The sequence below is a fragment of the Micromonospora sp. NBC_00362 genome, from assembly GCF_026342155.1.
GTDB lineage: Bacteria > Actinomycetota > Actinomycetes > Mycobacteriales > Micromonosporaceae > Micromonospora > Micromonospora hortensis.
In genome coordinates, this window is sequence record NZ_JAPENH010000001.1 from 693,667 (window position 1) to 719,209 (window position 25,543).

Genomic DNA, 25,543 nt, shown 5'->3' on the forward strand with positions numbered 1-25,543 from the left:
GGACCGGTCAGCGGCCCTCAGCGGATCCAGCCGATGGAAGGTGTGTGCCATGTGCGGTATCGGAGGCGAGTTCCGCCTCGACGGGGCGCCACCGGACCTGGCCGCCGTCGAACGGATGCTTCCCGTCCTGGCCTCCCGCGGCCCGGACGGCGAGGGTCGGTGGCACCGGGGGCCGGTGGCCCTGGTGCACCGCCGGCTGCGCATCATCGACCTGTCCGAGGCGGGCGCCCAGCCGATGGTCGACACCGAGCTGGGTCTGGCAATGGTCTTCAACGGCTGCATCTACAACTACCGGGAGCTGCGCGACGAGCTGACCGCCGCCGGCTACTCCTTCCGGTCCACCTCGGACACCGAGGTGATCCTCAAGGCGTACCACCGGTGGGGGACGGCCTGCGTCGAGCGGTTCTACGGGATGTTCGCCTTCGCCCTGGTCGAGCTGGCCACGCACACCCTGGTGCTGGCCCGGGACCGGCTCGGCATCAAACCGCTCTACCTGGCCGAGGGGCCGGGCCGGGTGCGTTTCGCCTCGACCCTGCCGGCGTTGCTCGCCGCCGGTGACGTGGACACCGACCTCGACCCGGTGGCGCTGCACCACTACATGAGCTTCCACTCGGTGGTGCCACCGCCGCGCACGATCCTCGCCGGGGTCCGCAAGCTGCCGCCGGCCACCGTGCGGGTCGTCACCGCGGACGGCCGGAGCGCCGACACCACCTACTGGCGGCCGGAGTTCAACCGGGCCGCAGCCCCCGCCATGTCCGCCGACGAGTGGCAGGAACGGCTCATGGCGGCGTTGCGCACCGCCGTACGACGGAGGATGGTCGCCGACGTGCCGGTCGGCGTACTGCTCTCCGGCGGTCTCGACTCCAGCCTGATCGTTGCCCTGTTGGCCGAGCAGGGCCAGACCGATCTGGCCACCTTCAGCATCGGTTTCGAGGCGGCGGCGGGGGAGAGCGGCGACGAGTTCCACTACTCCGACCTGGTCGCCCGCCACTTCGACACCGACCACCAGCAGATCCGCATCGGCGCGAAGCGGTTCGTCCCCGCCGTGCACCAGGCCATCGCGGCGATGAGCGAGCCAATGGTCAGCCACGACTGCGTCGCGTTCCACCTGCTCTCCGAGGAGGTCTCGCAGCGCATCACAGTGGTGCAGTCCGGGCAGGGCGCCGACGAGATCCTCGCCGGCTACGACTGGTACCCGCCGATGGCCAACGTGGCCCGCGCGGACGCCGTCGAGGCGTACGCCCGGGTGTTCTTCGACCGTCGCCACGACGCGCTCGGCGGGCACCTGGCGCCCGAGTGGATGCTCGACCACGACGCCAGCCTTGAGTTCGTCGCCGCGCACTTCGGCGCACCCGGCGCGGACACCGCGCTGGACTCGGCGCTGCGCCTGGACAGCCTGGTGATGCTTGTCGACGACCCGGTCAAGCGGGTCGACAACATGACGATGGCCTGGGGTTTGGAGGCCCGCGTGCCGTTCCTCGACCACGAGGTGGTCGAGCTGGCCGCCGCCTGCCCACCCGGCATGAAGCTGGCGCAGGGCGGCAAGGGGGTGCTGAAGGCCGCGAGCCGGGGCATCGTCCCGGACGAGGTGATCGACCGGCCGAAGGGTTACTTCCCGGTGCCCGCCATCCGGCACCTCTCCGGCCCACTGCTCGACGACGTGCGGGACGCGCTGACCGCTCAGGCGGCGCGCGAGCGGGGCCTGTTCCGCAAGGACTACCTGGAGGAGTTGCTGGACGCGCCGAACGCCCGGCGGACCACGCTGGGCTCCAACGCGCTCTGGCAGCTGGGGCTGCTGGAGCTCTGGTTGCAGCGGATCGGGGTTTAGATGAGCGTACGGATTGAGCCGCCGCGCACCACCCGGCGGCCCCGACCCGCGAGCCACCGGCCGGTGTCGCCGCCGGTGCCGATCAGTGAGGACTTCGCCCCCGCGCCGTCCCCCGACGGCCGCCGGGTGGCGTTCCTCTCCGACCGGGCTGGCACGCCCGGCGTCTGGGTCTGTCAGGTCGACGCGGATGAGCCCGTCGCGCTGCCCGTCGGCGACGAGCCGGTCCTCGCGCTGAGCTGGTCCCCGGACGGCCAGTGGTTGGCCTGTGTCGTCGCCCCCGGTGGCGCGCCCCGCACGGAGCTGTGGGTGCTGCGCCCGGACGGCACGCGACGCCACCAGGTCGCCGGGTTCGGCCGCCGCAGCGCCGCGCTGGCCGGCTGGCTGCCTCACGGCGCGGTGCTGGCGGTCACCGAGACCGACGAGCACGGGCAGGCCCTGCTGGTCGACGCGGCCACCGGGCACCGGCGGGTGCTCGCCCAGGGCGACCTGCTCACCCTCCTGGACGTGACCCCGGACGCCGGCACCGCGCTGCTGCGCCGCGGCCCTCGTAACGCCCGCTGGCTGGAGGTGCTCGACGTGGCCACCGGCGTGCGACGGCGGCTCTTCCCGGACACCGGGCGGGGCAGCACCGACCAGGGTTGGTTCGGCCCGGACGGCACGAGCGTGCTGGCCCGCACCGACGCGTTCTCCGAACTCGCCGCGCTGGTACGGGTCGACCTCGCCCGACCGGAGCAGCCGCCGACCCGGCTGGCCGGACGACCGGATGCCGAGTTGGAAGACGTCACGCCGAGCGCGGACGGGCAGCGCGGCGCGTTGCTGTGGAACACCTACGGCGGGCGCAGCGAGCTGACCCTGCTCGACTTCGCCAGCGGTGTGCAGCGGGCCGTCGCCGCCCCCGGCGAGGTGCTCGGCGACGTCGTCCTCGCCGCCGACGGCGGTCTGCTCTGCCTCACCGCGCAGGGGCCGGTGCAACCACGGGAGGTGTGGCTGGTCGACCCGTCGACCGGGGCGCCGCGCCCGCTGCGACCGGACACCGGCCCGCGTACGGACGATGCCGGTGTCGCGCCGCAGCTGGTCGACCTCCGGGCCCGCGACGGGCTTCCGCTCTCCGGCTGGCTCTACCGCCCGGCCGGGCCGGGTCCCTGGCCGACGGCGATCAGCCTGCACGGTGGCCCGGAGGCGCAGGAGCGTCCCGGCTACAACCCGCTGTTCCAGGCCCTGGTGGCCCAGGGCATCGCGGTCTTCGCGCCCAACGTCCGGGGGTCGTCCGGGTTCGGCCGCTCGTTCGTCGCCGCCGACAACCTCGCCGGCCGCTACGGCGCGATCGCCGACGTGGCGGCCTGCGCCGACTACCTCGTCGACACCGGCGTCGCCCGGCCCGGCCAGCTCGGCGTTCTGGGCCGCTCCTACGGCGGTTACCTGGTCCTCGCGGTGCTGGTGAACTTTCCCGGTCTGTTCGCCGCCGGGGTCGCCGAGTGCGGCATCTCCGACTTCCGGACCTTCTTCGCCGGCACCGAGCCGTGGATCGCCGCCGCCGCCGTCAGCAAGTACGGCGACCCCCAGCGGGACGCCGACCTGCTGCGCGACCTCTCCCCGCTGACCCACATCGACCGGCTGGACGTGCCGCTGCTGCTGATCCACGGCGCCAACGACACCAACGTGCCGGCGGGCGAGTCGGCGCAGGTCGCCCAGGCCCTCGCCGACCGCGGTGTGCCGCACGGGCACCTGGTGCTCGCCGGGGAGGGGCACGACTTCCTCTCGCGGACCAACGCCGAGGCGGCCCGTACGGCCACCACCGGCTGGCTGACCCGGCACCTCGCCGCGACCGCGACCGTCGTCGGCTGAGGCGTTATCCTGCGCCGGTGGAGGTCGCGGCGCAGGGCGAGCGGTTGGCCGCGGAACTGGGTCGCTGGCTGGCCGAGGTGACCTTCGTCGACCTGGACACCGACGAGGTCACCGCGCGGGTGATCGACTCGGTGGTGCGGTGGGCCGAGGCCCAGGGCTGGCGGGTCTACCGGCGCGCGCCCAGCGTGCTGCCGTTGCCACCGCCGCTGGAGCAGCGGCACTCGGTGCTCGATGTGGCGTGTGCCCGTCCGGACGGTCCGCCCGTCGTGGTGGAGGTCGACCACACCGACCGGGCCCGTACGGTGCAGAAGTTGCGCGCGGAGGCGGACGCCGGCCGGATCCCGATCTGGGTGCGGTGGGGCGTCGGGCGTTTCACAGCGCCGCCACCGCCGGTGCGGATGGTGACCGTCGAGGTGACCCGACGGGCCGGTCCGGCCGGGCGCGGACGGCTGCACAGCCGCGGCGGCGACCGCCCCGCCCCAGCCCACTCGACCGGCGCCGGCATGGTGACCCCGCAGGCGCTGCCGATCCCGTTGACCGACCCGGCGCAGGGCCCGACCGACGACGCGGGTAAGAGCATCGAAAGCGAATCGTAAGGGGCCTCCGGCAGAGTTCTGGGTGTCACCGGAGAACACGACAAACACCCAGGAGATCCCGATGCGCAAGCTCGTCAACTCGACCTACATCACCCTCGACGGCGTCATCGACAACCCGATGTGGACCATGCCGTACTTCGACGAGGAGGCCGCCAGCTTGGCCGGTGCGCAGACCGAGGCGGCCGACGCGATGCTGATGGGCCGGGCCACCTACGACGGCTTTTCCTCCGTCTGGCCGAACATGGATGAGAGCGACCCGACCACTGGCGCCGCGTACTTCAACAACGTCAAGAAGTACGTCGCCTCGACCACCCTGACCAACCCCACCTGGAACAACACGGAGGTGCTCCAGGGCGATCTGGTCGAGGCGGTCACCGCGCTCAAGGCCCAGCCGGGCAAGAACATCATCCAGTACGGCTTCGGCTCGGTCACCACCCAGCTGATCCGGGCGGGCCTGGTGGACGAGGTCCGGTTCTGGATCCACCCGGTGCTGGAGGGCGGCCCCAGCCTCACCGCGCCGCTGACCGACGTCAAGGCGTCGTTCGACCTGGTCGACACCCGGGTGCACAAGAGCGGCGTGATCGTGGCCTCGTACCAGCCGAAGGTGGCCTCCTGAGCACCGGTCAGAGCTGGGCCCGGGCCTCGCCCGGGCTCAGCCGCGCGCCCTCGGCGAGCAGCGCCTCGAAGCGTTCCGGCCCGAGTTCAGCCCGCAGTCGTGTGGTCACCCGGTCGGTGTCGTCGCGTTCGGCCGGCGCGGCGGGGGACTGCGTGGCGAGCCGGGCGGCGGCCGCGGCGCCGAGCAGCCGGGCGGCGACCTCGGGGGAGCGCACCGCCGCCGCCATCCCCTCCAGGGGGCCGACCGCATCGCGCATCGTCGCCATCACCTCGGCGACCTCGAACGCCTCGATGTGCAGGGCCAACGCGGCGTCCGGGTCGCCGCCCTGCTCGACGGCGTAGCCCAGCTCCACCAGCACCATCGGCAGGTAGAGCGCGGGTTGGCTCTCTCCCCGACCCAGGTCGGCGAGGTGGCTGAGGTGGGTGACGGCCAGATCGAGCTTGCCGTCGCGGCGGGCGGCCAGCCCGAGGCTCATCTCCGCGAAGATCAGTGCGCCGGGCGAGCCCTGCTCCACCGCCAGGTCGTAGGCGCGTTCGGCCAGTTCCCGACCCTGAGCGTAGTCGCGGGTCTGCACGGCGAGCCAGGCCAGCCAGGACAGCTCGGCGCAGACCTGCGGCCACAGCGCCAACTCCTCGGCCCAGCGCAGCCCCTCCCGGTGCAGCGCGAAGGCGCGCTCGTGCTCGCCGCGCATGTCGGCCAGCCCACCCACCCACTCGGTCGCCCGGAGCCGACCCCACCGGTCGCCGAGGTCGGCGAAGAGCGCGGCGCTGCGGGTCGCGGTGCGCTCCAGTGTGGCCTGGTCGCCGTTGGCGTGAGCGATGTGGGCCACCGAGGTGAGCACCGCGGCCTCGGTCCACGGGTCGGCGGCGGCGGTCGGCAGCAACTCCGACGCCAGGGCCAGGTCGCCGTGCTCGATCACCGCGTTGGCCGCGAACCAGGCGGCGTGACCGCTCGGGTCGGCGGCCACGGCGGCGCGTACGTCGTCCGGCGCGATCACCTCACCCTGCGACAGGGCGAAGCCGACCCGCCAGGGTGCCGCGCGGGCCTCCTGCTCCGGGTCGCCGGGCACGGCCAGTGCCCGCCGTGCCTCGGTGAGCCGGCCGCGCAGGAACCAGTACCAGCTCAGTGCGACCGCCAGGCGCAGCCCGCCACCGTGCGTCAGCGCCGAGCGCAGGTTCGCCAGCTCGGTGTCGAGCAGCGCTAGCCACCGCTGCTGGTCGGCCCCGCGCAGCCCGGGGTCGGCGCGTTCGGCCAGCTCGGTGTAGTAGGTGGCGTGGCGCCCGCGTACCTCGTCGGCGTCGGTGAGGCGTTCCAGGCAGAACGCGGCCACCGATTCGAGCAGCCGGTAGCGGGGGGCCGCGCCGGAGTCGTCGAGCACCACCAGCGACCGGTCCACCAGCCGGGCGAGGGCGTCCAGGTCGGTTCGGCAGACCTGTTCGGCGGCCTCCGGGGTGCAGCCGTCCGGGAACACCGCCAGTTGGGCGAGCACCAGACGGTCGGACTCGTCCAGGAGGTCCCAGCTCCAGCCGATCACAGCGGTGAGCGTCCGCTGCCGTGGTGGCACGTCCCGCTGCGCGGTGGTGAGCAGCCGGAACCGGTCGTCGAGCCGGTCCACCACCCCGCGTACGCCCAGCGCGCGGACCCGGGTCGCGGCCAGCTCCAACGCCAGCGGCAGACCGTCGAGGCGGCGGCACAGCTGGGCCACCGCCGTCGCGGTCTGCCCGTCGAGGCGGAAACCGCGCTGCTGCGCGGCGGCGCGGGCGACGAACAGCCGGGCCGCCGCCGAGCGCCGGACCGCGTCCAGGTCACCGTCGTCCGGCACCGGCAGCGGGGGTACCTCCCAGAGCAGCTCACCGGTCAGCCCGAGTGGCTCTCTGCTGGTGGCCAGCACGCTCACCCCGGACACGTCGCGCAGTAGCCGGGCGACCAGCTCGGCGACCGGTTCGATGACGTGTTCGCAGTTGTCCAACACGAGCAGCACCTGCCGGTGCCGCAGGGCTGTGACCACCCGGTCGGCGGGGGACTGGGTCGTTCCCGCGGCCTCGTGGGCGCCCAGAGCGCCGAGCACCTGTTCGGCGACGCTGGCGTCACCGGCCGGGAGCGGGGCCAGCTCGACCAGTCGGACACCGTCCGGGTAGGACGTCGCGCGGGCCGTCTCGGTGGCCAGCCGGGTCTTGCCGACGCCGCCCGGCCCGAGCAGCGTGACCAGCCGCTGCCGGGGCAAGAGCGTCAGCAGCTCGGCCAGCGCCTCGTCCCGCCCGATCAACTCGTCGAGCGGGGCCGGCAGATCGTTCCGGATGACCGCCGCCCTCGGCGGGGCGTCCAGGCCGGCGTCCTGTTCGAGGATCCTGCGGTGCAGGGCGACCAGCTCCGGGCCGGGGTCGAGGCCCAGCTCCTCGGCGAGCCGGGCCCGCAGCTCGGCGTAGCTCTCCAACGCCTCGGACTGGCGGCAGGCCGCGTACAACGCGCGCAGCTGCACCGCCCGCAGGCCTTCACGTAGCGGGTGTCTGGCGACCAACTCGGCCAGGTCCGCGGCCACCAGGTCATGCTCACCCCGGGCCAGCCGGGCCTGCGCCAACCGCTCCTGAACGACGAGGCGCTGCTCGGCGAGGCGGGACGCCTCGGCCCGCACGAACTCGGCGTCGGCCATGTCGGCGTACGCTTCGCCGCGCCACAACGCGAGGGCCTCGGTCAGCCGTTCGACATCGGCGCAGCGGGCCAGCTCGTCGAAGCGGCCGACGTCGACCGCGTCGACCCGCAGCAGGTAGCCGGGTGGCCGGGACTCGACCAGCTCACGGGCGCCGGGCTCGGCGTCGTTGAGCGCCTTGCGCAGTTGCGACACCCGCACCTGAAGGGCTCCGGCCGGATTGGCGGGGGCGTCGTCACCCCACAGGTCGTCGATGAGGCGGTCCGCCGAGACCACCTGGTTGCGGTTGGCCAACAGATCGGCCAGCAACGCCCGCACCTTGGTGCCGGGCACCACCACCGGCTCGCCGGTGTCCGTGGTCACGGCGAGCGGCCCGAGCACCCCGAACTGCACGGCGGTCATCCTAACCGCGCGGCGCTGACCCGGAGCGCGTCCGCCGGACGCCGCCGCGGTGTGGTTCAGCCGGCCGAGCGCAGCAGCGGCTCGGGCTCGGCGTCGCCGAGCAGCGCGCGGGCCTGCCGGGCCAGCAGGTGGTGCTGGGCCGCGCGGGCCAGCTGTTCGCCCATCTGGGCGTGCCTCACCGCCTCCTGGTGTCGGTCGGCCGCCCGGTACGCGGCCGCCAGGCCGAGGTGCGCGTTGACCTCGGCTCGGCGGTAACCGATCTCCCGGCCCAGCCGCAACGCCTGGTGCAGCAGCTTGAGCGCCGGTGCCGGGCCGTGCAGGCCAAGCGCGGCGGTGCCGAGGGTGGCCAGGGCCTCCGCCTCGACCCGGCGTCGACCGATCGCGCGGGCGATGCTCAGACACTCCTGGGCGAGGCCCTGCGCCTTGACGTGGTAGCCCAGGTCGACGTACGCGGCGGCGAGCTGGTCAAGATCGGTCGCGAGGCCGTAGCGGTCGCCCACCTGTCGACGCAGCACCACGGCATGGGTGAGGTGCAGCACCGCCAGGCTGGGCCAGCCGAGCGCGCGCACACCGACGGCGAGGTTGTGCAGGACGTTGGCGATGTCGTTGCGCGGCTGCTCGGTGACGTCGAGGGACGTGTAACCCTCCAGCGCCGCCTGCTGGGCCTGGACCGCGTCGTGCACCTGGCCCAGTTCCAACCGGACGACGCCGAGGTTGCCCAGGCAGCTCCACTCGGCGTGCCGGTTGCCCACCTCGCGGTAGAGCCGCAGTGCCTGTGCGTAGCACTCGCCCGCCTCGGTCAGCTGGCCCTCCTCCCGGTGCACGATGCCCAGGTTGTTGAGGATGGACGCCTGCCCGGCACTGTTGCCCAGACGCAGTTGGATGGTCAGAGCCGCCCGGAACCGCCGCCGCGCGTCGGCATAGTTGGCCCGGCTGGCGCTCAGTGTCGCCAGACTCGACTGCATCGCGGCCACCCCCGGGTCATCGCCCTCACGTTGGGCCTGAGTCAGGCCCAACTCGACGACCTCGCGCCATTCGCCGTGCGCCCCGGTCTCCTGGAGGTAGCCGCGCATCCGGTCGGCGAGGTGCCAGGCGATCTCACGTGGGCCGTGCTGCGCCACGTGCCGGATCGCGCTGAGCAGATTGGCGTACTCGGCGTGGAACCAGCTCGGCGTCTCGGGCTGCGCGGCCACCGCCGTACGCCGGACCGAGCCGGCGGGTCGGGGCAGGAACGCCATCCGGGGGTAGTTGCGCCGTGCCAGCGCGTCGGCGATGGCCAGGTACCCGTGGAACAGTCGACCCAGGGCTTCGGCGCGCTGATGGACGGTGTCCTCGTGCTGGGACTGCTCAGCCGCGTACAGGCGGATGAGGTCGTGGGTCACGAACCGACCGCCCCGGGCGGGGCGGACCAGGTGACTGCTGGTCAGGGTGCGCAGCATGGCGTCCGCAGTGGACCAGTCGACGTCCGCCAGCGCCGCGAGGTCCTCGGTGGTGAAGCAGTCGGTGGGGGTCGACCCGAGCAGTCGCAGCGCGCGCCGTTCGGCGCCGCCGAGCCGTTGATAGGACGGTGTGATCGCGGCGCGCAGCGCCACTCGGGGGTCGCCGGGCACGGAGAGGCCACCGAGCCGGTCTCCGTCCCGCAGTCGCCGCACGTACGCGCGGGCGTCCTCCGGGCCGGTGGTGGCCAGGTTGGCCGCCGCGATCCGCAACGCCAGCGGGAGGTTTCCGCAGAGCGCGGCGAGGTCGTGGACGACGTCCGGTGCCACACTGAACCCGTGATCCCGGAACACCGCGACGAGCAGGTCGGCCGCGGCGTCCGGGCTGAGCGGGTCCAGACCGACGGCCCGTCCACCGTGTAGCGCCACCAGGGCGCCGAGCGTGCTGCGGCTGGTCACGATCACCGCGCAGCCGCCGGCGCCGGGCAGCAGCGGCTCGACCTGCTCCGCTGATGCGGCATCGTCCAAGACGATGAGGACGTGGCGACCGGCGAGCGCCGCCCGAAACGCGGCTGCCCGGGCGTCGGCGGTGGCGGGTTGGGCCGCCGGGGGCACGCCCGAGTAGGTGAGCAGCTCGGACAGGACGTCGAACGGGCGAGCCTGATTCCTGTGCTGACCGCGCAGTCGCGCGTACCACTGGCCGTCGGGAAACTCGTCGGCGAGCTGGTGACCCAGGTGGACGGCGAGAGCGGTCTTGCCGATGCCCGGAGCGCCCGACACGGACACCAGCGGTAGACGTCCCTCGCTGGCGGCGGTGACGATCGAGCGTCGGATGGCCTCGACTGTCGCGACACGACCGTGCAGTACGCCGATGTCGGCCGGGAGCAACGACATCGGAGGCGCCGCGGGGGTGGCCGTGGCCGCCGCCGGAGGTGGTCGCCAGCTCAGCGCGGGGTCGGCGCGGAGCATGCCGTCGCGCAGCTCCCGCACCGCCGGCCCCGGGTCGACGCCCAACTCCTCGGCGAGGATCGTGGCGAGGCGATGGAAGGCATCGAGGGCTTCGGCCTGCCGCCCATCGCGATACAGCGCGAGCATCAGCTGCGCCCACAGCCCCTCGCGCAGCGGGCTGCGTCGGGTCGCCCGCCGCAGCCCGGCGACGATCTCGGTATGCCGGCCGAGGGTCAGCTCGGTGTCGAAGTAGACCTCGCTGGCGCGCGCCCACCGCTCGGTCAGCGCCGGCACGTCCTCGCGGTGCAGCACCTCGGAGTCGACGTCCGCCAACGGGTCGCCGCGCCACAGCGCCAGGGCCTCCCGGAGCAGGTCGGCCCGGCGTTGTGGATCGGCGGTGCGACTCGTCGCCACGAGCGCGTCGAAGCGGGAGAGGTCGAGGGCGGCCGGCGGCAGCTCCAGGAGGTAGCCGCTGGCGTGCGTCGCGATCAGCTCGCCGGGAGGGCCCTCGATGGTCAGGGTGCTGCGCAGCCGCCGAACCAGCGAGTGCAGCGCGGCTCGCGCGTGGATGGGTGCCCCCGTGCCCCAGACCCGATCGACGAGCGCGGGGACGCTCACCGTCTCACCCCGGTTGAGCAGCAGCGTGGCCAGCAGCGCCCGCTGCCGGTTGGCCGGGACGGGGATGGTGCGGCCGTACCGGGATACGCGCAGCGCGCCGAGCACGGCGAAATCCCACTCCACGAAAGCCCCCAGCGTCGGCCGACCAGACGCCTCGCGACGTCGACCGGCAGCGACGGTAACACGACGGTCCGACACGGCGGTGTGGACGTTGACGCACGGTGACCGCCCAGCCGCAGGGTGCGTGACAGTGCGGTGACAGCGCTTCGACGACGCCCGCTGCGACAGTTCCCTCGGCGACGAGGAGGAGCAGGTGACGCAGATGGAGTTCCGCATTCTGGGGCCGATTGAGGCCGTCCGGGCCGGTCAGTCGGTGCGGCTGGCCGGTCCGCAGCAGCGCTCGGTGCTGGCCGCGCTGCTGCTGGCACATGGCCGGATGGTGTCGGTGGGCCGGCTGGTACGCCTGCTCTGGGCCGAGCAGCCGCCGACGACCGCGCGTACCCAACTGCGTAAGCGGGTCTCCGAGCTGCGGGGGGCGCTCGGCGCCGATCGCATCCGCTCCTGGCGCGACGGTTACGCGGTTCGGTTGGAAGCGGGCGAGCTGGACCTGGACCGGTTCCTCGACGAGGTGCGGCGGGCCGCAGTGCTGCGCGACGCGGGCCGGCCGGCGGAGGCGTCAGCCGCGTTGAGCACGGCTCTCGAATGGTGGCGCGGGCCGGCGTTGGCCGACGGCACCGAGGAGCTGACCGATTCGGAGGCGCCGCGACTGGAGGAGGCACGGCTCGCCGCGATCGAACAGCGGGTGGCCGTGCGGTTGGACCTGGGCCACCACCCGCAGGTGGTTGGCGAGCTGGTCGCGTTGGTCCGGCGGCATCCGTTCCGGGAGCGGCTGCGGGGGCAACTGATGCTCGCCCTGCACCGCAGCGGACGTACCGCCGATGGCCTGGGTGTCTACCGGGACTGGCGAGCGGAGTTGTCGGCGCAGCTCGCCATCGAGCCGGGGCGGGAGCTGCGCGACCTGCACCGGACGCTGCTCGGTGGGGATGTCTGCCGCTGAGCATGGTGGTGCCGGGCGGGGGCGCTGCGGCCCCCGCCCGGCTCGGTGTCACGAGCAGGCGAAGCCCCAGTAGTGCGAGCTGATCTGGTTGTCGGCGGGGGTGCCGTCGTCGAACGCCTGGTAGCCGAGGGTGAAATCGGCCCAGTAGTCGCCGCGCGACAGGCACATGCTGCCACCGGTGAGGAACGCCCCGGTGCGCATCCGTACCGCGTCGTAGTCGTGGTAGACACCGTTGTTCCAGACCGACGTGGCGATGTTGTCGAAGCTGTAGTCGCCGCCGCAGTCCCACTGGCCGGTCGTGGCGGCGCCGCCCGGGTTGACCCAGTTGCTCGCGTTGCCCGCCCACGCGCACCAGCGGCCACCCCAGTAGGCGTGCTCGTAGGCGTAGAAGTAGCCGTCGGCCGCTGCCGCGGTCCGCGCCCCGTCCTGTGGGGTTCTCCGGGGCAGGTCGACCCGCTCGGCCCGGCCGTCGCGATCGGTCGGCGCGGCCTGGCTGACCGATCCGAGCGCGCCCGGTTGCGCGGGGGATGCGGCCGCCGGTGCGCCGGCCAGCAGCGTGGCGAGCATCGCGCCTCCCGCCAGGACCAGGTGGATACGTCTCATCTCATCCTCCTTCTCGCCGGGCGACCATCGCCTCGGCGTTCATTGGTGCTCGGCGGCGACCACGGCCCGGGCCGTGGGGAGCGCCCCGTGCTCCAGCCGGTTCTTCGCCGCCACGTCCTGGTGGTACGCCGCCGTCAGCTCGTCGCCGTGGCGGGCGTCCAGCGTCCGTGTCGTCGCGGCGAGGCCGTTCTGGGCGCACCGCGCCTCGGCGACCGCCGCGGCGATCTCGTCCGCCCGCCCCCGGGTGCCGACGCTCTCCCGTAACCGCTCGGGGGTGTCCGCGGTGTGGCCCTGCTGCCGCAGGCACCGCGCCCACGGTCGGAGCGCGGCCGTCCACGCCGGATCGGCGAGGACCCGCCGCTGCCGCAGGTACGTCAGGTCGGTGACCACCTTGCTCGACCGGTACCACTCGGCCAGGTCGCCGTAGAGCCGGCGCTGCGTCTCGGATGTGCATCCCTCGGCGCTGCGCCGCATCACCCCGCCGGAGGGCCGCGCCTCCAGCCCTTCCGGGCGGGCGCCGTTGAGCGCGGCCAGGAACGCCTCCCGGCGCTCGGGGGACAGGCCGCTGACGTAGCGCTGGTTGGGGTCGGTGCGCCGGCGGGCGTCGACCGCCTTCACCAGGTCCGAGCCGAAACCGTGTTTCCGCGCCCACGCGATGTCGTCGACGACGTACGGGAAGGAGAGCAGCTCGTCTGCCGGTGGCGACGTGCCCAGCCACAACTGGAATCCCGCGCGGACCATGCAGTCCCGGGTGAGCAGTGACTCGGCGCGCACCAGAAGCCGCCGATCCTCGGCCGTGACGGGCCCGGACGGGCCCGGATCGGACGACGGCGCGACGGTCAGCGCCGGTGCGGCCGAGGTGGAGCCAGACCGGGCACCGGCGATCGACGACGCGGCCAGCGGCAGTGCCAGGGCGAGGGTGACGATGACGACGATCGCCCGCCGTCCGGGCCGGAACGCTCCGGGTGTTCCGCGTACTCGCATGAGCCGAGCAGACCAGCGCGGTGTTCCCTTTTCGTACCGTCGCCGTACCGTGAGCGCCTGGCCCGCCAACATTCGCGGTGCGGCGCTCGTGGCGTGCGGCCGCATTTACGGGTAGAAACATCTCAACCCCTTCCGGCCCGGCCCTACCTCCGGCGGCAAGGGTCAGAGAGCGCTCTCACCGCCCCCAGCTGCGCCGGAAGTACGCCCGGCCAGCGGAGAGGACGAACCACATGACAACCCCGTCCCGAGACGTGCGCCGGAGATCCGGTCGCACCCTCCTGCTCGCAGTGGTGTTGACCACCGCCACCACGATGACCAGCACGGGGGCCAGCGCCGGCCGCCCGACGCACGGCGCACCCGACTTCGGCCCGAACGTGACGATCTTCGACCCGTCCATGCCGGTCGGCGAGATCCAGCAGACCCTCGACGCGGCGCACGCTCGGCAGGTCGACAACGAGATGGGCACCGAGCGGCACGCCTACCTGTTCAAGCCCGGCACGTACGGCACGGCCGCGCAGCCGTTGCAGGCCAAGGTCGGCTACTACACCGAGGTGTCCGGCCTGGGCGCCTCGCCCACCGACGTGACAGTCAACGGCAAGCTGGAGGTCTACAACCGCTGTCTGGCCGACGGCGGCACCGGCAACTGCCTCGCACTGGTCAACTTCTGGCGCACCCTGTCCAACCTGTCGCTCACCATCAACGCGGCCGGCCAGGACGACTGCCGGTCGTCGGCGAACTTCTGGGCGGTCTCCCAGGCAGTGTCGATGCGCCGACTGAACATCGGCGGCGGCGGTCTGTCTCTGATGGACTACTGCACCGCCGGCCCGCAGTACGCCAGCGGAGGGTTCATCGCCGACTCACGGCTGCCGGCCACTACCAACGGGTCGCAGCAACAGTGGCTGACCCGCAACAGCGAGGTCGGTAGCTGGTCCAACGCCGTGTGGAACCAGGTGTTCGCGGGGGTCGAGGGCGCGCCGGACGACGCCGCGTTCCCCGACCCGCCGTACACCACTCTGGAGACCACCCCGCTCAGCCGGGAGAAGCCCTACCTCTTCGTCGACGGCAAGGGTCGCTACCAGGTGCGGGTGCCCGCCGCGCAGCGCGACAGCCGGGGCGTCTCCTGGGGTGACGGCATCACGCCGGGGCGCACCATCGGGATCGGCGACTTCTTCGTCGCCAAGCCGTCGGACTCGGTGCGCGTCATCAACAGCCAGTTGGCGCGAGGCAAGCACCTGCTGCTCACGCCCGGCACGTACGGCATCGCGCGCAGCATCGAGATCCGGCGCCCGAACACAGTGGTGCTGGGGATCGGGCACGCCACGCTGACCGCCGTGAACGGCGCGATCCCGCTGGACGTGGCCGGTGTTCCCGGGGTGATCGTCGCGGGTGTCACGATCGACGCGGGCCTCGTCGAGTCGCCGGTCCTGCTGCGGGTCGGACGTGAGCACGGCCGCGACGCGAGCAGCCCGCACAACCCGACCACCCTCTCCGACGTGTACTTCCGGGTCGGCGGCCCGCACATCGGGCGGACGAACACCGCGCTGGAGGTCAACAGTGACAACGTGCTCATCGACCACACCTGGGTGTGGCGCGGTGATCACGGCGTCGAGGGCTTCACCGAGGGCGTCAACGGTGACACCGACCGCTGGCGTACCAACACCGGTCGCTACGGGGCCGTCATCAACGGCGACCACGTGACCGCCACCGGCCTCTTCGTCGAACACTTCCAGCGCCACAACACGGTCTGGAACGGCGAGCACGGCACCACGATCCTCTACCAGAACGAGCTGCCGTACGACCCGCCGACGCAGGCCGACTGGATGAAGGGCGCGGTCGAGGGCTGGGCCGGGTACAAGGTCGGTGACCGGGTGCGTCACCACACCCTGTACGGGGGTGGGGTGTACGTGTTCAACCAGAACAACCCGTCGATCCACACCGAGAACGGCTTCGAGGTGCCGAACCGGCCGGGGGTGCGGCTGCATCACATCATGACCGTCAACCTCAGCGCCGGCACGATCGACCATGTGGTCAACGGCGTCGGGGACGCGGCCGACATGACCAGGGTCGGCGCTCCGGTCTACCTGACGCAGTACCCGACCCCGTAGCGGGGATCGGGCGTACCGACGGGGCCGGAGCCGGCGATGGCTCCGGCCCCGTCGTCCGTGGTGGGGGCGTCAGCAGAGGAAGAATTCGCGTCGACGGTCTTGAATTCCTATCGAGTCGGTAGGAAAATACGTGAATGCCGGTCGGTCCGCTCCTCACCTCGCGTCGGGTCGTCGACCTGATGCGAACCGCCAGTGAGCTGTGTCCGAGCGCACCGGGCACCGACTGAGCACCGCAGCACCGCACCCCTCTTCCGGCCGCACCGCCGGCTCACGCGTCGACTCGTGACCCGGCGCGGCTCCGCACGCCCGTCACCGCGCTTCTGACCGATCCGGCACCGCCGGCTCGGCTCACCACCATGGAGGTACGCCATGACATCCGACCAGCCACCGCCCACCCCGCCGACGGCCGGTGCGTCCCGGCTCGCGTTCAACGAGGACTGGGCGGCGACCATCCTCGGCCTGGCCCTGCTCGCACTGGTCCTGCTCGGTGCCATCCCCGCCGGACTGGTCCCCTGATGACCGCCGACGCGACCCGCACGGGCACCGAGGCCGCCACGGTCGGCGACGCACGCGTCGACGAGCCGCCCGCCGAGGACGTGATCGAGCGCGACACGTCGTCGACCACCGCCGATCCTGTCGAGCCGACAAACGCGGCGCGTGACGGGGCATTCTGGGCGTGGACGGCACTCGGCCTGCTGATCGTGGTCGGTCTCGCCGCGCTCACCCGCTACCTGGAGCAGAACGTCCCGGCCTGGGCCGAGGGCACCGCCATCGAGGACGTCGGAGCGGCTGTCGAGTACCCGGTCTACGCGATCCTGCTCGGCCTGCTCGGCAACGTCGCCGTCACAGTGCTCGGGTGGCGGGACCGGATCACCGCCGCGTTCCGAACCGAGTTCTTCATCAAGACCGGTCTGGTGCTGCTCGGGGCGTCGATCAACCTGGCCGTCATCGCCAGCGCCGCCGGCCCGGCGATCGCCCAGGCGATCCTGCTGATCAGCGGGGTGTTCCTGTTCACCTGGTGGTTGGCCGGCAGGTTCGGCCTCGACGACAAGTTGCGGGCGCTGCTCGCGTCGGCGGTGTCGATCTGCGGGGTCAGCGCGGCGATCGCCGCCGCCGGCGCGGTGCGGGCCCGTCGTGAACAGTTGGCCTACACGGCGAGTCTGGTCATCGTCTTCGCGCTGCCGTCCATCTTCATCCTGCCCTGGTTGGCCGACGTGTTCGGGCTCTCCGACGCGGTGGCCGGCGCCTGGATCGGTGGCAACATCGACACCACCGCGGCGGTCACCGCGGCGGGTGCGCTCGCCGGTGAGGAGGCGCTCCAGATCGCCAGCATCGTCAAGGTCACCCAGAACGCCCTGATGGGCGTGGTGGCGGTCGCGCTCACCGCGTACTTCACCCTGAAGGTGGAACGACGGCCCGGCGCGGCCCGACCGGGCCTCGGTGAGCTGTGGACGCGGTTCCCGAAGTTCGTCCTCGGCTTCATAGCGGCCTCGGTCATCGCCACCTGGTATCTCGACGCGACTGGCGCGGACGGCAAGGCCACCATCGCCGTCGTCAACGACCTGCGCGTGTGGTTCCTGATCCTGGCCTTCGTCAGCATCGGCCTGGAGGTCCGGGTCGCGTCGCTGCGGGAGGCGGGCTGGCGACCGGTGGCGGTGTTCGCCAGTGCCACGGTGTTCAACCTGGCGTTGGCGCTCGCCCTGGCGTCCCTGCTGTTCCGCAACTTCTCGGCCTGAGTCGGCCGGCCGCCCCTGCGGACGGTGGTGGGGCCGGAGCCAGGTTGGCTCCGGCCCCATCGCGATCAGCGGGGTGGTGTCGTCGAGGTGGTCGGCGCGCGGTGGGACCGACCCGACCGGGTGTGCGAGGTGGGCGTCTTCACCGGGTCGAACGGAAGATCCTTCCTGGTCCGTGCGGGTGCCGCCAGGAACGACGCCGCCGTCTCGGTGGGCCGCTTGGCGCGGCGCGGCACGGCTGCCGTGACGGGGGTGTTCTTCGCCGACCGGCTGTGCCGGGCACCGGCCTTGTGCCGGCCGGTGCCGGTGCGCGCCTCGGCTCCCGCGACTGTCACCGGGCTGGGGATCAGCACGGGGAGGGGGCTGGCGGTGCGCCCCGCGCGCCGGTGCCGGGCGCGTCCGCTGCCGGTCTTGAACCCGAGCGCGGGCCGTTCCACCAGGTGCCAGGAGAGCACGGCGCACACGAGGGCACCGAGCAGGCTCAGCACGATGTAGCCGAGCATCCCGAATCGGGCCCCGCCGAGCAGCGCGATCATCTGCTGCACCGGGAAGCCGTAGATGTAGATGCCGTACGTGTAGTCGTGCCGGCGGCTGATTCCGGACAGCCGCTTCGGCAGCGCGACGGCCGCGAAGAGCACCAGGTAGGCGAACGCCGGCACACCCACAGCGAAGAACCCGCCCAGCCACAGCGAGCCGACCAACGCGACGCCGGCCAGCACGCCCAGCTCTCTGGTCACCGGGATCCGGTGCGCGTACAGGCGGGCGGCGGCGCCGAGCAGGAACAGGAAGCCGAGCATCAGCGTCCAGTCGGCGGCGAACGCGCCGAGCAGGGGGAACGGCCCGATCGCGCCGTGTTGCGGCGGGCGGGAGCTCCAGGTCGGCGCCGTGAAGAAGTCCCGCAGGACCAGGGCGTAACAGACGGCGGTGAGGACGAGTACCGCGCGAGGCGCCCGGTGCAGCACCGAGGTCACCACGAGGATGCCGACGATCCCGTAGAACGCCAGGTCGTACCGCAGAGTCCACAGTGAACCGTCGAATGCGCTCGGCCCGCCGACGATCTGGCCGTACGGAGTGTCGGCCAGCAACCCGGAGATGGGGAACTGCTCCATCGAGGCGAGGAAGTTCGTCGTGACGTAGTCGAAGGGCCCCTCAGGGTGCCCCCAGAACCCGTCGAGGTTGCCGTTCTCGTACAGCGCCGCCAGGGGGGCGAAGACGAACGCGGTGACCAGCAGGCAGGCCCACAGCCCGGGGAAGACCCGCAGCAGGCGGGCGCGGACGTACTGGCGCAGCGTGGAGCGCAGCGCGCTGTCGGTGATGAGGAATCCCGAGATCAGGAAGAATCCGTACAGGCAGAGGGTTCCGAGGTCGCTCTGCCGGCCGAAGGTGGCCGCGCCGAGGTTGTGCTGGCCGAAGCCGAGCGGGCCGGCGTGCGCGATGATCACGCCACAAGCCATCGCCAGGCGCAGGACGCCGAAGGCGTTGTGCTGGGCGGAGTATCTGCCCTGCAGCGTCGCGGAACGCTGCCCGTTCAACTTCGCCTGCACCTGGGAACTCCTCTGATCACTGAACTGTGTGGACCGACGGATCGGAGCGCTGCCGATCGATGTGCCAATTATCAGTGGGTAAAGGAGGTTTGTCCGGAAATTGGGATGATTGTCCAGGTTGGCTGCCGTCAGCCGATGGCGGCGGCGGTGCGGCGACGCTGCACCACCCGACGGGCCGGTACGTTCAGCAGCCCCGCCAGGGCGACGACGGAGCGGTCACTCGCCCGCCCGTCGCCGAACGGCGAGCCCACGACGGCGGCCCGCCCGCTGGCAAGGTGGCGGAGCCCCGCCGACAGGAGCAGTTCGGGATCTGTGCCCACCAGCTCGCCGCGGCCCGGCGTCAGGGCCTCCGGACGTTCCGTGGTATCCCTGGTGACCAACAACGGCACCCCCAGGGTGGCGGCCTCCTCCTGGAGCCCGCCCGAGTCGGTGACGACCAGGTCGGCCGCCCGCAGCAGCCCGACCATCTGTGGATACGGCAGCGGTGGCGTGACCCGGGCGTTGGCGACGCCCGCGAGGCCCGTGGTGACCTCCGCGCTGAGCTGCGGGTTCGGGTGGGTGACCATCACGATCTGGGCGTCGGGGCACGCGCGCGCCAGGCGACGGAGCCCATCCACGGTGGCAGCCACCCCCTCGCCCCAGTTCTCCCGCCGGTGCACAGTGGCCACCACCAGCTTGCGGGCCGCGTCGACCCAGTCCGGCGCCTGGGCCATGCCGCGCTCCACCAGGTCGTGAAGGGCGTCCACGACGGTGTTGCCGGTCACCACTATCGCGCTGGAGCGAATGCCCTCACCGATGAGGTTCGCCCGAGCCGCCGGGGTCGGCGCCAGGTGCAGCGCCGCGATGCGGGCGAGCATCGCGCGGTTGGCCTCCTCGGGGAACGGTCGGTCCAGGTCGTTGGTCCGCAGCCCGGCCTCCAGGTGGACGACCGGGACGTGCCGCCAGAACGCGGCCGTCCCGCCGGCCAGGGCGGTCGTGGTGTCCCCTTGCACCACGACCGCCGCTGGACGGTGGTGTGTGAGCAACTCGTCGATGCCCGTGATCAGTGCCGCCGCCAGTTCGGCGAGCGAGCCGCTCCGCCGTTGCGGGCGCAGGCTCACCTCCGGGCGGAGACCGAACGGGGCGAGTGCCTCGGCGACGCGTCCCGGCTGTTGACCGGTATCCGCCACCCGTACCGTGAACCTCGGATCATCGAGGAGACGGCGGATCAGAGGCGCGGTCTTCACTCCTTCCGGCCTGGTGCCGGCGAGGATCAGGACCTCTCGCGGTGTCGAGCTGCTCGCACACATGTCGGGTCAGCTCCTGGCAGCCGCGCGGCGACGCCGGTAGAGCGAGAACCCGCCGGTGGTGCCGGCCACGAGCGCGCCGAGACCGAGTGCGAGCGGTGCCCCGGCGAGCGGGATCACCGGAATGGGGGGCGCGACCGCGTTGGCCCCGCAGCTCGACGTGCCGATGGTGACCCCGGCCAGCGCTCCACCGAGCGCCGTCAGGTTCAGCGCCGTGACGGTGAGTTGGCCCACGCCGGAGCTGGACTGGCCGTTGAGGGTCAGGTCGATCAGCCCCGGGATGCTCAGGCCGGTGTTCGGCGCCGGGTTGACCGGCAGGGCGAGCAGGGTCGTCTCGATGCCCAGGATCGTCGAGACGATCCGGGCGTTGACCAGGCTCGCGGTGCCGGTCGCCGAGGGGCTGCTGGTGGCCTGGCACGACGAGTAGATGGCGTCGGCGACGAGTGCGATCGTGGCGAGGCCGCTGGTACCGAGGGTCAGCGTCACCCCGGCGCCCGGCGTGACGAGGCACGACCCGCCGGGTCCGATGGTGATCGAGCCGCCGGTGCCGAGCACGCCGGCGCAGGCCGCCGAGGTGCCGTCGTTGAACGCCCGGACGCTCTGGCCCAGCACCCCTGCGGTGATGACGGTCTGCCCGCCGAGCACGCCCAGCGGCGGATTCTGGTTACCGGAGATCGACTCGGTGGTGCCGTCGTTGGTGGCCGACGCCGTGCCGGAGCTGGCGAGGCCACCACCGAACAGGCTGATCTGAAGGGCCGAGGCGGAGGACTGGGAGGTGTCGGCCATCGCCGGAGAGGCCGCCAGGACGACCATGGCGAGACCACCGGCCAGCACCGCGGCGGTGCGGGCGAGACCGGATCTAACTCGTGGCATAGATGTCTACTTTCTGGTGTGGGCGGTTGCGGGGCGGTCTGTGGTGGGGGTGGCGAGGTGCGAGAGGTGGCTGAGATGCCGGGGCGGTCGGATCGACCGGGGTCCGTCGTTGCGACGCGACCGGCGTGCCGGTTGGCCCCGACTCGGCTGGGCCGGCACGGCGGCCCGACCCACTGCCGCCTGGCCGACGGCCACCCGGCCCACGGCCCGAGCCGGAGCCGGCTGCGGATCGGCGGCACGGGCGGTCTTCTGCCAGTCCGTGCGGGCCGTCACCATGCGGGCGAAGGCCAACCAGACCGCCAGCGACTGGGCGTAGCTGTACAGCCAGTGGCAGACGCCGAGCAGCAGGGCCTTGGAAATCGACAGCTGCGGCTCACAACGGATCCGGTAGACGATGCCCCACAGGGCGAACGGTCCGATGCCGAAGACGAGCACCAGCGGGGGTACGCCCCAGCCGCCACTGCTCCACCAGCCGCGCAGTCCGCCGGCGGTGTTGTCGATGTAGTAGGACATCACCACCAGGCAGGCGACGTAGATCGGTGTGCCGAGCAGTTGGGTCCACGGCGCGGCCAGGAAGTGGGCGATCTCCAGGGTGGCCGAGTTGCGGATGCGCGGCGAGCGCAGCACCCTGCCGAGGTAACGGCCACACTGCATCGACCCCTGGGCCCAGCGGGTGCGCTGCCGCACCAGCGGGCGGATCCGGGTCAACGCCTCCTGGGCCACCCAGCTCTCCGGGCAGTACTCGGTGCGGCCACCGGCCAGCAGGATGTGCAGGCCCAGCTCGAAGTCCTCCAGGAGGGCGCCGTGCCACGGTGTGCCGTGCTGGTCGGCGATCTCGTTGAGCAAAGACAGCCGGGTGAACTGCCCGTTGCCGCCCATCGCCACGCTGCCGGTGCGTCGCCGCAGCGACTGCATGGCGGCGATCGGGGCGCGGAACTCCATGTCCTGTAGCCGGATCAGCAGTCGTCCCCAGCGACCGACCTCGGTCGGCTGCGCGTACCGGCGCGGCGCGCACTGGAGCATCCGCACCTCCACCTGGACCGCGCCGACCTGCGCCGAGCCGAAGTACTGACGGCCGGAGAGGGCGACCGGACCCTGGGGGTCGAGTCGGCTGTCCGCGTCCAGCACCCCGACGATCACCCGGGTACGGTCCGCGTTGCCGGGCAACGACTGCTCGATGCGTCGCCAGGCGGCGTTGAGGGCGGCGCCCTTACCCTGTCGCGCGTCCGGCAGTTGACGCTGGACCACGTGCACCCGCGGTTGGTCGGTGAACGCGGCCAGTTCGGCCAGCGTGCCGTCGTCGGAGGCGTCGTCGACGCACCAGACGGTCGCTTGCGGGAAGTCGCAGAGCAGGCGCCGCACGGTCTCGCCGATGACCGACGCCTCGTTGCGGCACGGCACGATGATGTGCCAGTCGAAGCCGTCCGGGCTGCCGCCCCGACTACGTCCACTCTTCAGGTGGAACACCAGGATGCTCAGCACGTACGCGCAGAAGCTGACGCACAGCAGGAACGCCGCGGTGTTGAGCAGGGCGAGCGACTGCGTCTCAGTGGACACCGGCGACCGTCCCGGAGATCCGCTTGGTCCGGCTGACCAGGACCACGAAGAGGATGGTGACGGCGATCAGACCGGCGGTCGTGATCACCGAGCCGATCAGCACGTGGCTGCGTTCGTAGCCCAGCTTGAAGCCCCAGGTCTGCATCGAGACCACCACCGCGCCGAGTCGGAGCTGGTTCACGGTGACCAGCAGCACGACGGCCATCGCCAGGGCGTTGAGTCCACGCGTCAGTGAGATGCGGCGGAACCCGACCAACGTCGACGCGAGCACGATCGGCGGGATCAGCAACATGGCTACCGAGCAGCCGCTGGAGACCATGAAGCCGACCCAGCGCTCGTCCAGTGGGAAGATCACGGCCGCGCCGATGGATTTGGTGTCCGCCAGCCCGACGGCGTTGACGAGATGAGCGTTCAGCCATGCCTCCGCGCTGGCGATGTCGTGCCACCGCCAGAGCATGGCGACGGCGGCGGCGACTCCGATCAGGCCACCCGCGCTGGCGCGCAGCCACGACCCGCGTCGGGCACCTGTCATCGCTCGCGGCCCAGCATGGCGACGAGCCACAGTGCCAATCCCAGCACTACCAGCCCGACGCCGACCAGCAACCAGGACTGGACAGCAACCCCGGTGGCGGCAAGGCCACCTCCGATGTGTGGCCCCTTGGTGGGTACTCCGTACATGTCAACTCCCTCGCTCACTCGAAGGCCAGAATGGCATCGCAGAATCGGGCAAAGAGTATAAAGCGGCATAGAGACCCTAAAGAGTGATTAAATGCTTCATGAGTGGGCAGGCGGGTGACTCGAACGGCTACATCCCTTGCCCCGCAACAGGTTCAGCGTCCCGAGAGTTCGTGCAGAGGTGGTAAAGATGGTGACCGGTATCCCCGGCCGCACGCTCACGCCGGCGCCGTCGAGGTGGCGGGCGATGGCCGGCTGGAAGAAGGCGGGCCTCGCCCTGCTCCTGATGTTCGGCGTGCTCTGCGCGGGCCTCGTCACCGTCGGCTTCGGCCTGAAGCACAGGTACGAGAGCCGCGTGCAGCGCGAGGACATCCTCGGTCAGGGCACCCACGACGACCGCCGGTGGGAGTCGGGGCCGCTCAATCTCCTGCTGCTCGGGTCGGACTCCCGCGACGGCGAGCCGGACCAGGCCCTTTACCCCGGGCAGCGGTCGGACACCATCATGCTGGTGCACGTCAACGCCGCGCGGGAGGCCGCCACCGTCGTCTCCATCCCCCGGGACAGCTACGTCGAGGTGCCCGCGGCGGGGCAGACCTGGGCCGGTGGTCCCAACAAGATCAATGCCGCGTTCGCGTTCGGCGGGGCCGCGCTGGCCGCCGAGACGGTCGCCACGCTCACCGGGCTGCCACTCGACGGCGTGCTGGTGGCCAACTTCGCCGCCGTCCGCAAGCTGGTGGACGCGGTGGAGGGGATCAACGTGTGCCTGCCGTACACCGTCAAGTCCTCGGACACCGGCGCCACCTGGCCCGCCGGCTGCCACGACCTGGACGGCAAGGCGGCCGACGACCTGATGCGGCAGCGGCACGGTGTGCCCGGCGGAGACTTCGGCCGCATCTACGACCAGCAGCTCGTGGTACGTGCCCTGGCCGAGCGGGTCACCGCGACGAATCTGCTCACCAGCCCGACCCGACTCGACCGGGTGCTCACCACCGCCGCCGAGTCTCTTGTCGTCGACCGCGACCTGAACCTCACCGACCTCGCCCTCGTGCTGCGCAAGGTGAAGCCGGAGACGGTCCAGTTCGTCACAGTCCCGTTCAGCGACGCGAACCTGCAGACCCCGGCCGGGTCCGCCGTACGCCTGGACGAGGTCCGTGCCCCGGCGCTCTTCGCCGCCCTGCGCGAGGACCGGGTGGCGCAGTGGGTAGCGGCCAACCCGCAGACGCCACCGGCCAACTGAGCACTGGTACGAAGACGGCGGGTGGGAGGTCCTGAGACCTCCCACCCGCCGTCACTGTCGGCCCAGGTCTAGCGCGACCGCCGCCAGTAGCGGCAGGTCCAGTCCACCTGGTGCAGCTCGTCCTCGATGCCGTGCTCGGCGCGGAAGTCGTCGACGGCCTGCTTGCAGCCGCGCACCGCGTGGTAGTCGTCGATGATCACGTAGCCTCCGACGGAGAGCTTCGGGTAGAGCGAGCGCAGCGCCACCATCGTCGAGTCGTAGAGGTCCCCGTCGAGACGCATGACCGAGATCTGTTCCACCGGCGCGGTCGGCAGGGTGTCCGAGAACCAGCCCTTGAGGAACCGGACCTGGTCGTCGAGCAGCCCGTAGCGCTCGAAGTTCGCCTTAACCTGCTCCAACGACACCGCCAGGAACGGCACCTGCCAGAGCGCGTCCTCGACGTCCTCGACCCGGTGGGGAGCCGGCTTCGGTAGGCCGCGGAACGAGTCCGCTACCCACACCGTCCGGTCCCGGTCGCCGTAGGCGCGCAGCATCCCGCGCATGAAGATGACCGCCCCGCCGCGCCACACACCGGTCTCGATCAGGTCACCGGGCACGCCCCGCTCCAACACGTCCTTGACGCATCGCTCCAGGTTGTCCAGCCGCCGTAGCCCGATCATGGTCTCGGCCTCCGGTGGCCAGTCCCGGCCGGTGGCCCGCGCCTCCGCGTCGAAGGGGAACTGGAGCACCAGCTCCAGGCCCTTACGTTGCAGCAGGTGCCGGCCGCGCTGGAGGATCCGGCCGTGCAGGGACCCTTGGCGTGGGTGGTAGGGCATCCACGTCTCGCGGAAGACGTAGCGGGTCAGTGCCTTCTTGAGCAGATCGCAGTAGAGGGCGCGGGGGTCGTCCAGCGACGGCTCGGACGCCTGTGTGGGTATCAACATCTCACTCATCGGCCTATCTCCTTGTCAGTG

General features: G+C 72.0%; 20 protein-coding genes. 9 read left to right on the forward strand and 11 right to left on the reverse strand.

The genetic code is table 11. The annotated features are described in order from the left end of the window. The first annotated feature begins 49 nt into the window (after positions 1-49). The 4 genes from OG992_RS02960 (at position 50) to OG992_RS02975 (ending at position 4,885) form a co-directional block, all read left to right on the forward strand. Positions 50-1,828: an N-acetylglutaminylglutamine amidotransferase gene (locus tag OG992_RS02960; RefSeq protein WP_266302262.1), complete on the forward strand. Its 1,779-nt coding sequence runs from the start codon at positions 50-52 to the stop codon at positions 1,826-1,828. Beyond that, the gene (locus OG992_RS02965; protein WP_266302263.1) at positions 1,829-3,673 is read left to right on the forward strand and encodes a S9 family peptidase; all 1,845 of its coding nucleotides are present in this window, start codon (positions 1,829-1,831) and stop codon (positions 3,671-3,673) included. Between the two features lie 17 nt (positions 3,674-3,690). Then, positions 3,691-4,269 (forward strand): hypothetical protein, encoded by a 579-nt coding sequence (locus OG992_RS02970; protein WP_266302264.1) that lies wholly within the window; start codon positions 3,691-3,693, stop codon positions 4,267-4,269. A gap of 61 nt (positions 4,270-4,330) precedes the next feature. Beyond that, on the forward strand, positions 4,331-4,885 hold the full coding sequence (locus OG992_RS02975) for a dihydrofolate reductase family protein (RefSeq protein WP_266302265.1): 555 nt from the start codon (positions 4,331-4,333) through the stop codon (positions 4,883-4,885). A gap of 7 nt (positions 4,886-4,892) precedes the next feature. On the opposite strand, the gene OG992_RS02980 is transcribed toward OG992_RS02975, so the two are convergent. Beyond that, positions 4,893-7,925 carry a BTAD domain-containing putative transcriptional regulator gene (locus OG992_RS02980; protein WP_266302266.1) on the reverse strand — a complete coding sequence of 1,011 codons (3,033 nt, stop codon included), beginning with the start codon at positions 7,923-7,925 and terminating at the stop codon, positions 4,893-4,895. A gap of 65 nt (positions 7,926-7,990) precedes the next feature. Continuing rightward, entirely contained in the window at positions 7,991-11,059 is a 3,069-nt protein-coding gene (locus tag OG992_RS02985; protein WP_266302267.1) for an AfsR/SARP family transcriptional regulator, read from the reverse strand. A gap of 199 nt (positions 11,060-11,258) precedes the next feature. On the opposite strand from OG992_RS02985, the gene OG992_RS02990 reads away from it, so the two are divergent. Next, positions 11,259-11,993: an AfsR/SARP family transcriptional regulator gene (locus OG992_RS02990; protein ID WP_238682608.1), complete on the forward strand. Its 735-nt coding sequence runs from the start codon at positions 11,259-11,261 to the stop codon at positions 11,991-11,993. Positions 11,994-12,041: 48 nt separating this feature from the next. On the opposite strand, the gene OG992_RS02995 is transcribed toward OG992_RS02990, so the two are convergent. Then, positions 12,042-12,596: a hypothetical protein gene (locus OG992_RS02995; protein WP_238682458.1), complete on the reverse strand. Its 555-nt coding sequence runs from the start codon at positions 12,594-12,596 to the stop codon at positions 12,042-12,044. 39 nt (positions 12,597-12,635) lie between these two features. Beyond that, positions 12,636-13,580, reverse strand: a complete 945-nt coding sequence (locus tag OG992_RS03000) for a hypothetical protein (RefSeq protein WP_266302268.1) — start codon at positions 13,578-13,580, stop codon at positions 12,636-12,638. 230 nt (positions 13,581-13,810) lie between these two features. Here OG992_RS03000 and OG992_RS03005 point away from each other — a divergent pair, with 230 nt between their 5' ends. The 3 genes from OG992_RS03005 to OG992_RS03015 all read left to right on the forward strand — a co-directional run bounded on the left by OG992_RS03005 (position 13,811) and on the right by OG992_RS03015 (position 17,421). Beyond that, the gene (locus tag OG992_RS03005; RefSeq protein WP_266302269.1) at positions 13,811-15,685 is read left to right on the forward strand and encodes an adenylyl cyclase; all 1,875 of its coding nucleotides are present in this window, start codon (positions 13,811-13,813) and stop codon (positions 15,683-15,685) included. 369 nt (positions 15,686-16,054) lie between these two features. Beyond that, a complete protein-coding gene (locus OG992_RS03010; RefSeq protein WP_181548476.1) occupies positions 16,055-16,201 on the forward strand; it encodes a hypothetical protein in 147 nt (48 codons plus the stop codon). Next, the gene (locus OG992_RS03015) at positions 16,201-17,421 is read left to right on the forward strand and encodes a YeiH family protein (protein ID WP_266302270.1); all 1,221 of its coding nucleotides are present in this window, start codon (positions 16,201-16,203) and stop codon (positions 17,419-17,421) included. Before OG992_RS03010 ends, OG992_RS03015 begins: the two co-directional genes overlap by 1 nt. Before the next feature lie 65 nt (positions 17,422-17,486). Here the strand turns inward: OG992_RS03015 and OG992_RS03020 are convergent, their stop codons facing one another. From OG992_RS03020 to OG992_RS03045, 6 genes are all read right to left on the reverse strand, one after another. Then, the gene (locus OG992_RS03020) at positions 17,487-18,962 is read right to left on the reverse strand and encodes an acyltransferase (RefSeq protein ID WP_238682451.1); all 1,476 of its coding nucleotides are present in this window, start codon (positions 18,960-18,962) and stop codon (positions 17,487-17,489) included. A gap of 128 nt (positions 18,963-19,090) precedes the next feature. After that, the gene (gene wecB, locus OG992_RS03025; RefSeq protein WP_266302271.1) at positions 19,091-20,251 is read right to left on the reverse strand and encodes a non-hydrolyzing UDP-N-acetylglucosamine 2-epimerase; all 1,161 of its coding nucleotides are present in this window, start codon (positions 20,249-20,251) and stop codon (positions 19,091-19,093) included. A 6-nt stretch (positions 20,252-20,257) separates the two neighbouring features. After that, entirely contained in the window at positions 20,258-21,121 is an 864-nt protein-coding gene (locus OG992_RS03030; RefSeq protein WP_238682449.1) for a choice-of-anchor P family protein, read from the reverse strand. 6 nt (positions 21,122-21,127) lie between these two features. Further along, complete coding sequence (locus OG992_RS03035) at positions 21,128-22,678, reverse strand: glycosyltransferase family 2 protein (protein ID WP_266302272.1); 1,551 nt, start codon at positions 22,676-22,678, stop codon at positions 21,128-21,130. Continuing rightward, positions 22,668-23,210, reverse strand: a complete 543-nt coding sequence (locus OG992_RS03040; RefSeq protein WP_238682446.1) for a hypothetical protein — start codon at positions 23,208-23,210, stop codon at positions 22,668-22,670. The genes OG992_RS03035 and OG992_RS03040 overlap by 11 nt, the downstream gene beginning before the upstream one ends. Beyond that, complete coding sequence (locus tag OG992_RS03045) at positions 23,207-23,356, reverse strand: peptidase (RefSeq protein ID WP_088989215.1); 150 nt, start codon at positions 23,354-23,356, stop codon at positions 23,207-23,209. Before OG992_RS03045 ends, OG992_RS03040 begins: the two co-directional genes overlap by 4 nt. 187 nt (positions 23,357-23,543) lie before the next feature. Here OG992_RS03045 and OG992_RS03050 point away from each other — a divergent pair, with 187 nt between their 5' ends. Next, positions 23,544-24,590: an LCP family protein gene (locus tag OG992_RS03050; RefSeq protein WP_266302273.1), complete on the forward strand. Its 1,047-nt coding sequence runs from the start codon at positions 23,544-23,546 to the stop codon at positions 24,588-24,590. A 68-nt stretch (positions 24,591-24,658) separates the two neighbouring features. Here the strand turns inward: OG992_RS03050 and OG992_RS03055 are convergent, their stop codons facing one another. Continuing rightward, complete coding sequence (locus OG992_RS03055; RefSeq protein WP_266302274.1) at positions 24,659-25,522, reverse strand: TylF/MycF family methyltransferase; 864 nt, start codon at positions 25,520-25,522, stop codon at positions 24,659-24,661. Positions 25,523-25,543 lie beyond the last annotated feature (21 nt).